The following is a 13,564-nucleotide window of genomic DNA, read 5'->3' on the forward strand; positions in this document are numbered from 1 at the left end:
CGGGGGATGATGGGTCGACCGGGTGATCGTTGTCGAATCTAACCCAGCCGTGATTGATTGTGACTACTTTGGCTGTAAATTTGACATGAACGATCACTGGGCGCACGCTGGGCTGGTGCTGTCCTCCGCCGAACACACCCCAGCCACCCACCTCTCCACCGAGATCGCCTCGCAGCCGGACAACTGGGTCCACGCGCGAGTCATCGCCGAGCGAAATCGCGCACTGCTGCCCGCATCCGGCGAACGCGTGGCCGCGATCGGTTGCGGCACCTCGCTTTTCATGGCGCGGGCCTACGCCGCGCTGCGCGAGCGCACCGGACACGGACTCACCGACGCCTGGCCCGCCGGGCAACCGCCGATCGGGCGCGAGTACGACCGCTACGTCATCATCTGCCGCTCCGGCACCACCACCGAGGTGATCGACGCGGTGCGCGCGCTCCCGGCCGGGACACCGCGCGTGATCATCTGCTCGAGCCCGGGCACACCCGTTCTCGCCCTTGGCGATTCGATCCTCATCGACGAGGTGGACGAGCGGTCGGTGGTGCAGACCCGGTTCGCCACCACCACCCTGGCCATCCTGCGCTGGAGTTTGGGCGAAGACCTCACCCCGGTGATCGCGCAGGCCCGCGCGGTATTGGCCGAGGAGCCCGCGACCGCGCTCGCCGACGTGCGATACGCCGACCAGATCACCTTCACCGGAATGGGATTCGCCGCTGCGCTCGCGGACGAGGCCGCGCTCAAACTGCGCGAATCCTGCCAGTCCTGGACCGAGTCCTACCTCGCCACCGAATACCGGCACGGGCCGATCAGCATTGCCGCGCCCGGCCGCGCGGTCTGGGCGCTCGGACCGCTGCTGCCCGGCTTCACCGCCGATATCGCCGCCACCGGCGCGCACCTCGAGCATCGGGATATCGATCCGATGGCGGATCTGGTTCGAGTACATCGGCTCTGCGTACTGCGTGCCGCCGATATCGGGCTGGATCCCGATCATCCGCGTAGCCTCACTCGCTCAGTGGTCCTCGATTTCTGAGTCATGATGTGAGCCTGAGCGTGTTCGTCCGATCGGAGCCCGATATGAACCTGCAACCCGTCATCGGACTCGGCCCGCAGGCCCTGGTACTGGGCCTCGACGTCGGCGGCACCACCATCAAGGCCGAGATCAGCGATGCCGCGGGCGCGGTGCTCGCCGCCGGTGACGTCGCCACCCCGCGCGGTCCGGCCGCCTTCGACGCCATGCTGACGCTCGGAGACGCGTTGCTGGACAAGCTCTCCGAATCGGAGCGGGCGCGCGTGGAACGGGCGGCGGTGCTGCTGCCCGGGGTGGTCGATACGGCCAATTCCATCGCGGTGTTCAGCGCGAATGTGGGATGGCGGGATATCGAAGTCGGCTCGCGCTTCACCGAACGGTGGGCCATGCCGGTGGTGATCGAACACGATGTCGCGGCCGCCGGATGGGCCGAATGGCGCTTCGGGGCGGGTGGTGATCGTGACAGTGTGTGCGTGGTCATCATCGGCACCGGGATCAGCGGAACCCTCTCCGTCGGAGGGCGATTCGTGCGCGGCGGGATCGGGCAGGCCGGGGAGTACGGGCATATCGCGGTGCGGCCGGACGGACTGCCCTGCCCCTGCGGCAATACCGGCTGCGTGGAAACGGTCGCCTCGGCCGCTGCGATAGCGCGCGCCTACACCCGGCGAACGGGTATCGAATGTGACAGCGCGGCAATGGTATTCGAGCGACTTGCGGACGGCGGGGACGATGCCGACGCACGCGATGGCGGTACGCGCGTGTACGACGAGCACGCGCGCGCCGTGGTGGACGATGCCGTCGACGCACTCGCGGACGGCCTGCTCGGTGTCATCCACGCCGCCTGCCCCGAACGCATCGTGCTGGGCGGCGGTCTCGCCGGTGCGGGTGAAGCGCTCGCCCAGCCCCTGCGCGATGCGCTCGCCGCACGGCTGCGCGTCGTCCCCGCGCCCGAAGTGGTGTTGGGAGCCTTCGGCGCTCGCGCGGGCCTCACCGGCGCGGCGCTCTTCGCGCGGTACGGGGTGCTGGCATGAGGCGCGGGCTGAGCTCACCATCGCACCGAAATCCGCTGGTGCGCGGCCGGTGTGGATCCCGGCCAAAAGCACGCCGGGATGACGAGGGGCGGTCGCGTTGCGACGCCGGGCGGCGTGGTGTTGGGCGATATATGGATGGGGTGGGGGTATGAGTCGGTCTAGTCGGAGCAGGTCGCGGCGGAAGGCTGAAGTCGAGGACGCTGCGGTGAGTGTGCCTAGCTTCGCGGTGGATGCCGGGGTGCATATTCGCGGGCGGGTTTTCGCGCCGAGCCATGTGGTTGAGGATGGGGTGATATCCGTTCTGGGGGAACGGATTATCGCGGTGCGGACGCATGAGCAGTGGGCGGTGACGCATCCCGGGTCGGGGGAGTTGCCGTTCGAGGGGATGCTGTTGCCGGGGTTGGTGGACATTCATGTGCACGGTGGGGCGGGGCATCGGTTCGATACGGTCGATCAGGAGGAGGCCGCCGGGGCGGCGGCGTATCACCGGTCGCGGGGGAGCACCACCGTGCTAGCGGGGATAGTTACGGCCGCGCCCGACGATATGGTCGCGCAGGCGGCGGCGCTGCGGGAGCTGGCGCAGGACGGGGTGATCGGCGGGATATACGCCGAAGGGCCGTTCCTCTCCGAAACCCGCTGTGGCGCACAGGATGCGCGCTATCTCAGTGATCCAGATCCGGTGCTGGCGCGGCGGTTGCTCGAAGCTGCGGGCGGGCATCTGCGCATCATGACCATGGCACCCGAACGGGACGGGTACGCCACCGTGGCGAGTCTGCTCGCCGATCACGGGGTGACCGTCTCGCTCGGGCATACCGACGCCGAGTTCGGAGTCTTCCGGGATGCCGTGCAGCCCAACGGTGTTGCCCGCTCGGTCACGCATCTCGCCAACGGAATGCGGCCGCTGCATCATCGATCGGGCGGGCCGGTGGCGGCCGCCGTCGCGGCCGCCGCGCGCGGGCACGCCACCGTGGAACTCATCGGCGACGGGGTACATGTCGACGCCGGTTTCGGCGCACTGGTTTTCGCCGCCGCCCCACAGCGGATCGCACTCATCACCGATGCCATGTCCGCGGCCGGAATGCCGGACGGCGCGTACCGGCTCGGACCGCAGGAGGTTCAGGTCAGCGAGGGTGTGGCGCGCATCGCGAGCGGGTCCATCGCCGGTGGCACCGCGCATCTGCTGCGCTGCGTGGCCTGGGCGGTGTGGGAATGCGGTGCGTCCCTGGATGATTCGGTGCGCGCCGCCACCATGACCCCGGCGACCACGGCCGGGCTCACCGATATCGGGGATATCAAGCCGGGCGGATACGCCGACATCATCGCCGTGGACGAGCAGTTGGCATTGCGCCGGGTACTGCATCGCGGGCGGTGGTTGTCGTGATCCTCACGGTCACCATGAATCCTGCCTACGACCTCACCTATCGGCTGGAGAAGTTCGAATACGCTGCGGTGCAGCGCATTCCGGCGGTCGAACAGCGAGTCGGTGGTAAGGGCTTGAATGTCGCCCGGGTACTTCGCGCGCTCGGGCACGAGGTCGTGGCGATGGGATTCGCCGATGCGGCCTTCGCCCGCGCGGCCGCGGCGGAACTGCCGGTCGATTTCGTCGAAGCGCTCCCGTTCGTGCGGCGCACGGTCGTGCTCAGCGAGGCCGACGGCACCACCACCGGCCTGTGGGAACCCGGTGCGGCACTGAATGATCCGGCCGCCCCCGACGACCTGAAAGACCGCATCGCCGCCCGGCTGCCGCAGGCACGCGGCCTGGTCATCTCCGGCTCACTACCCGCCGGTCTCGACCCCGCCTTCCCCGCCGCCCTGGCCCGCCTCGCGATCCGCGCCGACGTACCGGTCATCTGCGATGTCGACGGCGAAGCCCTGCGGCAGGCCGCCAAGGTCGAGGGCGTCGTGCTCATGCCGAACGCAGACGAACTCGCCGCGCTACTGGGCGGGGTCGCGGGCGACCGTGCCGCGCCGGTCGGAGCTGTGCCGGACGATCCGGGGCGGCTGCTGGATGTGGTGCAGCCGCTACAGAAGTCGGGGGCGGCGGTGATCGTCGCGACGCGCGGCCGGGACGGGGTGTTCGCGATGGTGCGCGGTAAGGGCTGGTCCGCCGCGCCACCCGCCGAGATCAGCGGGAATCCGACCGGGGCGGGGGATGCGGCCGCCGCCGCGCTCATCGCGGGGTTGGCGGCGCTGCCCAAACTTCCGCGCCATATTCCGCCGGAGCTGCCGTTTCTGGCGACCGTCCCGCCCGGGTGGCTCGGTGCGCCCGAACTCGATTGGCCCGCACTGGTCGCCGAGGTGGTGGCAACCTCCGCCGCGGCCGTGGCCCGGCCGGTGGCGGGGGAGATCGATCTCGACCTACGCGCCCGCCTCATTCCGGAGATTCGGGTGCGGGAGTGGAACACCTGGCTCTACTAGGAGAATTCATGCTCACCCCGATTCCACGACTGATCGAACTGGCCCGGCCGGGCGGACTCGGCGCGTTCAATGTGATCACCCTCGAACACGCCGAGGCCATCGCCGCCGCCGCGGAAGCCGTGGAAAGGCCCGCGATCCTGCAGATTTCGGAGAACACCGCGCGCTATCACGGGAGTGTGAAACCGCTGGCCCGCGCCTGCCTGCAGATCGCGCAGGACAGTTCGGCGGCGCTCGCGGTGCATCTGGACCATGCCACCGAGATCGACCTGATCAAGGAGGCCGTCGAGGTCGGGATCGGCTCGGTCATGTACGACGGGGCGGCGCTCGACTATGCCGAGAATGTCGCTGTCACAGCGGAGATCGCGCGCTGGTGTCATGAGCGCGAGGTCTACGTCGAGGCCGAGCTGGGTGAGGTCGGCGGCAAGAACGGCGCGCACGTCCCGGGCGTGCGCACCGATCCGGACGAGGCGGTGGCCTTCGCCGCCGCGACCGGGGTGGACGCGCTCGCCGTCGCGGTCGGTTCGACGCACGCCATGCAGACCCGCGCCGCGACCCTGGACACCGATCTCATTGCGAGGTTGGCGAAGGCGCTGGATATCCCGTTGGTCTTGCACGGTTCCTCCGGTGTGCCCGATGATGGCCTGCGGTCTGCCGTGCGGCACGGCATGGTGAAGATCAATATCGGCACCCGGCTCAATATCGCGCTCACCGAAGCGGTCCGCACCGCGCTGGCGGCGGCCCCTGCCAGCTCCGATCCGCGAAAGTATCTGGGCCCGGGGCGGATCGGCATACAGCGCGATGTGGAACATCACCTCCGCGTACTCGGCACCAGAATCCTGCGGGCCGTACCGAACTGATCGGCCCGGACTGCCGCCTTTGCGAACCCTTTCACTGCCCATTCGCGAGGTTTGGGTCTTGCGCCCGTTGTGCTGACATGAACTAGTTGTCAGGGTGATCCTCACCGTGACCATGAACCCCGCCTACGACATGACCTATCGGGTCGAGCAGTTCGAACGGGGCCGCGCACACCGGGTGCGCTCGGTGGATCAGCGGCTCGGCGGCCGCGGCATCAATGTCAATCGGGTACTGAATCAGCTGGGCAAATACGCCCGCGCCACCGGATTCTCCGACCACTCCTTCGCCGCCGCGGCCGAATTGGAGATGCCCGTCGACTTCGTGCACGCCCTGCCCTGGGTGCGGCGCACCGTGGTGATCAGCGAATCCGGGGACGGCACCGCCACCGCGCTCTGGGAACCCGGACCGCGCATCTCCGAACCGCACGCGGTCGATCAACTGCGGGTACGGGTCGCGGGCATGCTCTCGGATATGAGCGGCATGGTCATCGCCGGATCACTACCCGGCGGCGTCGATCCCGGCCTGCCCGCCGAACTCGCCCGCACCGCCGTGCACGCCGGGGTGCCCACCATCTGCGACCTCGACGGTGCGGCGCTGGAACTCTCCGCGCGGGTACCCGGGATCATCCTGACCCCCAATACCGAAGAGCTGGAACGACTCACCGGCCGCCCCGCCACCACCGTCCCGGAGGTGCTGGCGGCGGTCGACCCGCTCATCGCCGACGGCGCGGGCGCGGTCATCGTGACCCGCGGCGGTGCGGGCATGATCGCGGTCACCGCCAATCGCGCGTGGTCCGCCGCCCTGCCCGAACCCCTCGCGGGCAACCCCACCGGCGCGGGCGACGCCGCGGTGGCGGCCATCATCGCGGGCCTCGCGGGCACCCGCACCCCCAACTGGCCCGCCCTGCTCACCGACGCCGTCGCCACTTCGGCCGCCGCCGTTGTCATTCCGGTCGCGGGCGAGATCGACCGGGTACTGCGCGACCGCTTGATGCCGACCGTTCGAGTCACCGAATTGGAACCGGTGGCCGCTCGCTCATAGTTAGCGGGTAATCCCCACGGCGGCTGTGCATGACTGTGGACAGGTGGCGCACGGCACTCTCGCACGGCGGCGTGGTGACCGGATCGGCTCGGCCCGGCGGGGTAAATTCGCTGGGATGCCGGATCTGCGGACCCCGTCCGACCACGGACAGGGAGTGGACGAGACGTACCGGATGCCGCGGGCGGTGCGCGCGGCACAGTTCATCGCGGTGCTCATGGCCCTGGTCGGAATCCTGTGCACGGCCTCCTCCGGCTGGTTGCTGGGAAGTAGTTCCGCCATCCAGACCGCGATTCCCTTCATCCCGGCGTGGCTGCTCGGGCTGGTGGCGTTGACCTTTCAGTCCGAGGGGCAGTCGGTGCGCATCGGCGCGATTCTGCTGGCCGTGCTCAATATGCTGTGGACGGTGCCGTCGATCACCGACGGGCATCCGCCGGGGCCGCTCGGGCCGATCACCTCACTCGTGGTGATAGTGCTGCTGTTTCGCCGGGAAGCCCGGGACTGGTTCGAACCGTCCGGCTGGTGAGGGTTCGGTAACCGGATTCGGGCGTCAGTCGTAACAGGCTCGAAATCAAGTCTGCCGATTCGCAATCTCGGTGCAATTCCCTGCTCCTATCGTGACCCTATGAGCTCGGGCGGAACAGGCATACACATCAGCGGTTTGAGCAAGACCTTCCGCTCCGGGCGGCGCAGCGTCGCCGCACTGGATTCGGTCGACCTGCATACCGACGAGGGCGCGTTCCTGTCGTTGCTCGGCCCGTCCGGCTGCGGGAAATCCACCATCCTGCGCATCCTCGCCGGACTCGACACCCCGAGCGCGGGCACCGCCCGCATCAATGGTGAGACACCCGCCGAACTGCGGCGCAGACATGAATTCGGCATCGCCTTCCAGGATTCGGCGCTGCTGCCCTGGCGCACCGTCGAATCCAATATCAAACTGCCTCTCCAGGTCGCCGGACTGCCCGCCGATCCCGGACTGATCGCGGACCTGATCGCGCTGGTCGGACTCGAGGGCTTCGAGAAGGCCAAACCCGCGCAGCTCTCCGGCGGTATGCGGCAACGGGTTTCGATCGCCCGCGCGCTGGTGGTGAAACCCAAGATCCTGCTGCTGGACGAACCCTTCGGCGCACTCGACGATATGACCCGGCAACGGCTCAATCTGGAACTGCTGCGCATCTGGACCGAAAAGCCCGCCACCACACTGATGGTCACGCACGGCATCGCCGAAGCCGTCTTCCTCTCCGATGTGGTCGCGGTGATGAGCCCGCGCCCGGGCCGCGTGGTCGAGGTGGTCGATATCGATCTGCCGCGCCCGCGCACCCCGGAAATGATGCGCACCACCGAATTCCACAAACTCTGCGACTATCTCTCCGAACTGCTGTTCGGGCGCACCGGACAGGGCGGGGTGGTGACCGAATGACAAGTACGGCAACCGAATCGGTGCGGGACGAGCCGCGCGGTGCGCTGAGCGCGCTGCGCGGGCAACTGCGCATCTCCACGCTCGGCGGCCTCGCGGGCATCGTGATCCTGGTGGGAGTGTGGGCGGTGCTCGCCGCACTGCACGTGGCCAATGGCACCGTGCCGGGACCGTGGCAGGTGCTGCACACCATGTACACCGACGGCTGGTCCCTGTACGGGCCGAACTTCAAGGTGACCGCCTGGGGCGCGCTCCAAGGTTTCGTGTGGGGGAACACCCTCGCCATCGTGCTGGCGCTGCTGGTGGTGCTGATCCCGCCGATCGAAATGCTCGTCACCCAGCTGGCCATCCTGAGCTACTGCACCCCGCTGCTGGCGCTCGGGCCGATCATCCTGGTGGTCTTCGGCGGGCGCACGCCGACCGTCTTCCTGGCCGCCATGTACTGCTTCTTCCCGACCATGGTCGGCGCGGTCTCCGGCCTGCGCTCGGCCGACGGCACCAGCTTGGACCTGGTGCGCGCCTACGGCGGCGGCCGCTGGCAGCGCATGCGGCGCGTGCAATTGGTGTCGGCGCTGCCGAATACCTTGGCGGCGTTGAAGATCGCCGCACCCTCGGCGGTGCTCGGCGCGATCATCGGCGAATATCTGGGCGGGGTGGACAGCGGTATCGGCGTCGCGCTGACCGCCGCGCAGACCGCGTACAACGTGCCGCGCACCTGGGGCATGGCCCTGGCCGCCGCCGCACTCGCCGGGCTCGGATACGCGGTGGTCGCCCTGATCGCCCGCGCCGCCCTGCCCTGGACCCGAGCAGAGGTGCGATGAAAGCCCTGAACATCCTGCGGCCCATTGCCGGATTCCTACTGCCGCTGGTGGTTTCGCTGATCCTGCTGGTCGTGCTCTGGTACGGCTTCCTACAGCTCTATCCACAGGTCGGGCTGGTCGGCAAGAGTCCGGGCGATGTGTGGAAGTACCTGGTCACCGGGCCTACCTCCGGGACCGCCCGGCACGCCATCTTCGCGGAGCTGCGAATCACGCTGCGCGACGCGGGAATCGGGTTCATCGCCGGTCTCGGCGGTGCGCTCGCGGTGGCGGCGCTGTTCGTCGGCGTTCCGGCGGTATCGCAGGCGTTCCTGCCGGTGGCCATGCTGCTGCGGTCGGTGCCGCTGGTCGCGCTGACCCCGATCATCGTGCTGGTATTCGGGCGCGGGCTGCTCGGCGTCACCGTCATGGCGGCCATCGTGGTGTTCTTCCCGGCGCTCGTCATGATCATGACGGCGTTGCGCGGAGCGCCGAAACAGGCGATGGAACTCGTTGCCGCGTACGGCGGTTCGCGCTGGACCGCCATGCGCATGGTGTCCGTGCCCGCGGCGCTGCCCTCGGTGTTCGCGGCCGCCCGGGTCTCGGTTCCGGGTGCGCTCATCGGCGCGCTACTGGGCGAATGGCTGGGCAGCGGAACGGGATTGGGCGCGGGGCTGATTCGCGCCATCCCGACGTTCCAATACAACCGGCTGTGGGCGTCCATCGCGCTGGTCACCGTCGTCTCGGTGTTCGCGTACGCGGTGGTCGGCGTGCTGGAGAAACTCGTGCTGGCGCGGTTCGCTCCGCAACAGGGCCGCGATTAGCCCCGCGGCAGGCCGCGATCTGCCCTGCGACAGACCGCGCTCGGCTCAGCGCGCGAGCAGCAGCAGCCCGGCCGCGACGATCTCGACGCCGCAGTAGAACCAGTTGGGATAGAAGCCGGTGGCATCGCCCAGCAACCGGGAGATGATGCGCCCCAACGCCATTCCGCCCAGCGCCGCCGCCACCGCGACGACCGCACCCGGGCGGATATCGCCCACGTCGGCGGCGGTCGCACCCAGCAGCGCCGCGATGGCCAGCCCGAACCCGCCGTAGACGGCCCGGATCTCCGAACGCGCCACCGGCGACTCGATGCGAATACCGAACGGCTGCGCCAGCGCCGCGGGCACGGCCAGCGCGTACAGGCCCATCAGCAGGAAGAACGCCGCGACGACGAGGATCAGAACGGTGCCCATGGGACCTCCCGGAAACGATGCGCCGCCCGCTGCGGCCACCATGCGATGATCGGCGCTGTGCCCGCCGACCCGCTTCCGGAAACGTGCTACCCGGCCACGGTGTGGCTCGGGCCGGGGTATGCGGTCTACCTCGGGCCGTCGCTGCGCCTGGACCCGCACTCCGGTTCGGTGCACTGCCTGGTGATCGGCGTCGACGCGCCGTTCACGCTGCGCATCGGCGATGACGAACAGGTGCTGCGCAGTGCGCTGATTCCGCCGCGCACCACCCATCAGGTGATCGCGGGCGGTGAGCGCATGCTGTTCCAGTACATCGATCCGGTCGCGATGGATGCGCGAATCACGGCCGCGCTGAAGACGATTCGCGCCGATATCGCGATGAACCCGGCCGCCGCCGAACTGGCCGCGGACGCCAATCTCTCGGTCTCGCGATTCCTGCACCTGTTCTCCGCCGAGACCGGCACCAGCTTCCGCCGCTACCGGAACTGGGCGCGCATGGCGCAGGTCATGCGCGCGGTGGCGGCGGGAGCCGATTTCACCACCGCGGCCGTCGACGCCGGATTCGCCTCACCGAGCCATTTCAGCGATACCTTCCACGCCATGTTCGGGCTGACCGCCGGTGCGCTGCTGCCGAACACGCGATTGGTGGTGTGCGGTGACGAACCCTGAGTCGCCCATCGCGCGTTAGTTAACCTGGCGCACACAAATACGTCGGCGAAAGCAAAATAATCGAAACTGAATGGCCCTAGGTTCGGTACATGAGTCGTTTGCGTCAGCCGGGTTCGGTTTCTCCCTTGTCCATGGATCGGCGATCCTTCCTTCGCGCCGCCGGGCTCACCGGCGCACTGGTCGCCGGCGGTGGCCTGCTCGCCGCGTGCGGAAAGGACTCGTCTAGCTCGGGTAACGGCAGCACCGCCGACGGATCCAAGTACGGGACCGTCGCGGTGCAGCTGTCCTGGCTGAAGAACATCGAATTCGCGGGTGAGTACTTCGCGGATTCGAAGGGGTATTTCAAGGACGCCGGATTCGGCTCGGTGAATCTGGTCGCCGGTGGCGCGGCCAGCACCTCGGTGGAGGCGGGCCTTGGCACCGGGAAGATCTGGATCGGCATGTCCGCGCCGCAGACCACCGCGCCCGCCGTCTTGGAGGGCTTGAACGCCAAGATCGTCGGCGCGACCTATCAGAAGAATCCGTTCTGCATCGTGAGCTCGGCCGCCAAACCCATCAACTCACCGCAGGATATGAAGGGCCGCAAAATCGGTGTGCAGGACACCAATCAGCTGATTTTCAACGCCCTGCTCACCGCCAACGGCATGACGCCCAACGATGTCACCATCGTGCCCGCGCAATTCGATCCGAGCCCGCTCGCCAACGGTGAGGTGGACGGCTGGGTCAGCTATGTCACCAATGAGCCGATCACCTTGAGCGCCAAGGGATTCGCGAACTCGAACTTCATGTTCGCCGATTACGGACTGCCGCTCACCGCGGAAACGCTCACCGTCAGCCAGCACACCATCGACAATGAGCGCGAGAAATTGAAGGCGTGGCTGGTCGCCGACATCAAGGGCTGGCGGGACGCGGTGGCCAATCCGGCCGAATCCGCGCGACTGGCCGTCGAGGTATACGGCAAGGATCAGCGCCTGGATCCGGAAGAGCAGAAGAAAGAGGCGATCGCGCAGAATGCGCTGGTGGTGTCACCGGAAACCCAGTTCGACGGACTGTTCACCATGAGCGACGCGTTGATCGCGCACAACATCACCGCGCTGGGCAAGGCCAAGATCGATATCACGGCCGACAAGCTGTTCGATATGTCGATTCTGAAAGAGGTCTACGCGGAACATCCGGAACTCAAGCAGGGCTGAGGATTTCGGCACTCCGGGAGTTACGACACCAGCGTGTGCCGCTGCGGCGGGCCACCCAGGCTCGACAGCGGTTCCGCGCTGGTGCTGTTCCGGGTCGCCAGCAGTTCGGCGGTGATCGAGACCGCGGTCTCGGCGGGGGTGCGCGCACCCAGATCCAGCCCCGCCGGGGCATGCAGTCGGGACAGCGTCTCGTCGTCGAAACCGCCGGCCTGCAGGGCCTCCATCCGATGCGCGTTCGCGGCCCGGGAACCCAGCGCTGCCAGGAACCCGAGCTCGGGTAGTCGCAAAGCGATCGTCAGCAGCGGTATCTCGAACTTCGCGTCATGTGAGAGCACCACAACCGCTGTGCTGGAATTGATCTCACCCGCCGCGGCGAGCGTATTGAGATAGCGGTGCGGCCAATCCACCACCACCTCGCAGCCGGGATAGGCATCGGCATTGGCGAAGGTGGGCCGGGCGTCGCACACCGTCACCCGATAACCGAGCAGCCGGGCCTGAATCGCCAGCGCACCGGCAATCGCATTGGCCCCCACGATGATCAGGCGCGGCGGCCGGGTGAACGAGGACACGAACACATCCGAATCCGGCAGCGACACCAACTCGGTGCCGTGCTTGCGATCGGTGATCAGATGCTGCCCGATCACATCCGGATCCGAATGCCACACCACGGTGAAAACGGTGACCTGCCGCTGCGCCGCGATATCCGCCGCCACATCCGGGAATTCCGGAAAATGCCTGCGCGAGAACGGTTCCGTGAAGACATCCAGGGTGCCGCCGCAATCCATACCGGCATCGAGGCCACTGCCCGGGGCGAAACGATGCAGACCCCGGCGACCGGTGCGCGCCGCCTCCACCGCAGCCTCGTATGCGGCCGCCTCGGCGCAACCCGCCGATACCGAACCGAAGGCCCGGCCCTCAGCGTCGACCACCATGGCCGCGCCGATCGGAAGCGGAGTGGAACCCATCGTGCGCACCAGCGTGGCGAGCCCGCCCGTCCGGCCGCTGTGCCACACCCGTAGCAGGTCGTCGACGATATCGCGCATCACTAGCTCCCGATCACCGTGTGCCGCACGGGTAGTCCCGGTCGATCCCCGTCGCTAGGTCATCACACGTGACGCACACCATATCCGCTCTTCCTCGCAAATAAGTCCCCGCCCCATAATTTCCTGTGGCATTCACCATCACGTCGGCCCAATGCGCGCGGCCCAATACCACCGGATGTCCCGGAGTCTTCCCGAAAAAGGCGCGCGCCAAACCGCTCTCGGCGATGCGCGCCGCCTCGATCACCCGGCGCACCACATCCGGGCCGACATCGGGCGTATCCACCGGCATGATCGCGACGTGACTCGGCGGGCCGGAAATCATGTCCGGAACGCTAATGCTCCCGGTGCGGGAATTATCGGCCGCAGTATTCCCCGCGGAGGTAATACCGTCGGCAGCAGTCCGCGCCGCAATGAATTCGCCGGGTGTGATTTCGCCCGGTGGAAAGGCGATTCCCGAAGGCGATGCGGGCGCGGTCACGAGACTCGGCGCGGCCGATACAGCAGCCAGACCCGCCTTCATCGAGGCGCTCACCCCGGTCGCCCAGTCCGACGCCCACACCGGATGCGCACCCTCGGGCACCGGGATGCGGGGCGTTTGCGAGACGAGCCGGCGTGGGCCGGAACCGGATTCGCCATCGCGCTGTGCCGGGCCGGTCGCACCCAGCACCACGAAGACTCGCGCACACCCGCCCGCCCGCAGCGCGTGCACCGCCGTGCGCAACCACGCGCCATCCTCGGCCAGCGCTTTCGGCATGCCGTAGCGGGTGCCTGCGCCCGCCGCCAGCACGATGCCGTCACAGCGTTCGGGGGTCATGCTGGGCAGGGTAACCCCGGGCGATGATCT

At 68.1% G+C, this 13,564-nt stretch carries 15 protein-coding genes; 12 read left to right on the forward strand and 3 right to left on the reverse strand.

Annotation, left to right across the window (positions count from 1 at the left end; translation table 11 throughout):
* Positions 1-85 precede the first annotated feature (85 nt).
* The 10 genes from ACFC0O_RS30850 (at position 86) to ACFC0O_RS30895 (ending at position 9,407) form a co-directional block, all read left to right on the forward strand.
* A complete protein-coding gene (locus tag ACFC0O_RS30850; RefSeq protein ID WP_375964088.1) occupies positions 86-1,030 on the forward strand; it encodes an SIS domain-containing protein in 945 nt (314 codons plus the stop codon).
* Between the two features lie 44 nt (positions 1,031-1,074).
* Positions 1,075-2,058, forward strand: coding sequence for an ROK family protein (locus tag ACFC0O_RS30855; protein WP_375964090.1), 984 nt, complete (start codon positions 1,075-1,077; stop codon positions 2,056-2,058).
* A gap of 205 nt (positions 2,059-2,263) precedes the next feature.
* Complete coding sequence (locus ACFC0O_RS30860; RefSeq protein WP_375964092.1) at positions 2,264-3,439, forward strand: N-acetylglucosamine-6-phosphate deacetylase; 1,176 nt, start codon at positions 2,264-2,266, stop codon at positions 3,437-3,439.
* Positions 3,436-4,476, forward strand: coding sequence for a PfkB family carbohydrate kinase (locus ACFC0O_RS30865; RefSeq protein ID WP_375964094.1), 1,041 nt, complete (start codon positions 3,436-3,438; stop codon positions 4,474-4,476). Before ACFC0O_RS30860 ends, ACFC0O_RS30865 begins: the two co-directional genes overlap by 4 nt.
* 8 nt (positions 4,477-4,484) lie before the next feature.
* Positions 4,485-5,333: a class II fructose-bisphosphate aldolase gene (locus ACFC0O_RS30870; protein ID WP_364649375.1), complete on the forward strand. Its 849-nt coding sequence runs from the start codon at positions 4,485-4,487 to the stop codon at positions 5,331-5,333.
* A 106-nt stretch (positions 5,334-5,439) separates the two neighbouring features.
* On the forward strand, positions 5,440-6,372 hold the full coding sequence (locus tag ACFC0O_RS30875) for a hexose kinase (RefSeq protein WP_375964097.1): 933 nt from the start codon (positions 5,440-5,442) through the stop codon (positions 6,370-6,372).
* 115 nt (positions 6,373-6,487) lie between these two features.
* Positions 6,488-6,895: a hypothetical protein gene (locus ACFC0O_RS30880; protein ID WP_375964099.1), complete on the forward strand. Its 408-nt coding sequence runs from the start codon at positions 6,488-6,490 to the stop codon at positions 6,893-6,895.
* A gap of 99 nt (positions 6,896-6,994) precedes the next feature.
* Positions 6,995-7,789 (forward strand): ABC transporter ATP-binding protein, encoded by a 795-nt coding sequence (locus ACFC0O_RS30885; RefSeq protein WP_375964101.1) that lies wholly within the window; start codon positions 6,995-6,997, stop codon positions 7,787-7,789.
* Positions 7,786-8,607 (forward strand): ABC transporter permease, encoded by an 822-nt coding sequence (locus tag ACFC0O_RS30890; protein WP_375964103.1) that lies wholly within the window; start codon positions 7,786-7,788, stop codon positions 8,605-8,607. Before ACFC0O_RS30885 ends, ACFC0O_RS30890 begins: the two co-directional genes overlap by 4 nt.
* A complete protein-coding gene (locus ACFC0O_RS30895) occupies positions 8,604-9,407 on the forward strand; it encodes an ABC transporter permease (RefSeq protein ID WP_375964105.1) in 804 nt (267 codons plus the stop codon). The genes ACFC0O_RS30890 and ACFC0O_RS30895 overlap by 4 nt, the downstream gene beginning before the upstream one ends.
* A gap of 45 nt (positions 9,408-9,452) precedes the next feature.
* Here the strand turns inward: ACFC0O_RS30895 and ACFC0O_RS30900 are convergent, their stop codons facing one another.
* Positions 9,453-9,818, reverse strand: coding sequence for a DUF4345 domain-containing protein (locus ACFC0O_RS30900; protein ID WP_375964107.1), 366 nt, complete (start codon positions 9,816-9,818; stop codon positions 9,453-9,455).
* Positions 9,819-9,875: 57 nt separating this feature from the next.
* Between ACFC0O_RS30900 and ACFC0O_RS30905 the strand changes: the two genes are divergently transcribed.
* Complete coding sequence (locus ACFC0O_RS30905) at positions 9,876-10,484, forward strand: helix-turn-helix domain-containing protein (RefSeq protein ID WP_375964110.1); 609 nt, start codon at positions 9,876-9,878, stop codon at positions 10,482-10,484.
* An 89-nt stretch (positions 10,485-10,573) separates the two neighbouring features.
* Complete coding sequence (locus tag ACFC0O_RS30910) at positions 10,574-11,677, forward strand: ABC transporter substrate-binding protein (RefSeq protein WP_375964112.1); 1,104 nt, start codon at positions 10,574-10,576, stop codon at positions 11,675-11,677.
* Positions 11,678-11,697: 20 nt separating this feature from the next.
* Here the strand turns inward: ACFC0O_RS30910 and ACFC0O_RS30915 are convergent, their stop codons facing one another.
* Together ACFC0O_RS30915 and ACFC0O_RS30920 are read right to left on the reverse strand one after the other, a co-directional pair.
* Positions 11,698-12,720: an XdhC family protein gene (locus tag ACFC0O_RS30915; protein WP_375964114.1), complete on the reverse strand. Its 1,023-nt coding sequence runs from the start codon at positions 12,718-12,720 to the stop codon at positions 11,698-11,700.
* Between the two features lie 13 nt (positions 12,721-12,733).
* Positions 12,734-13,534 carry an NTP transferase domain-containing protein gene (locus ACFC0O_RS30920; RefSeq protein ID WP_375964116.1) on the reverse strand — a complete coding sequence of 267 codons (801 nt, stop codon included), beginning with the start codon at positions 13,532-13,534 and terminating at the stop codon, positions 12,734-12,736.
* Between the last annotated feature and the right edge of the window lie 30 nt (positions 13,535-13,564).

The sequence above is a fragment of the Nocardia sp. NPDC056100 genome (genome assembly GCF_042266325.1).
In the GTDB taxonomy this organism is placed as follows: domain Bacteria; phylum Actinomycetota; class Actinomycetes; order Mycobacteriales; family Mycobacteriaceae; genus Nocardia.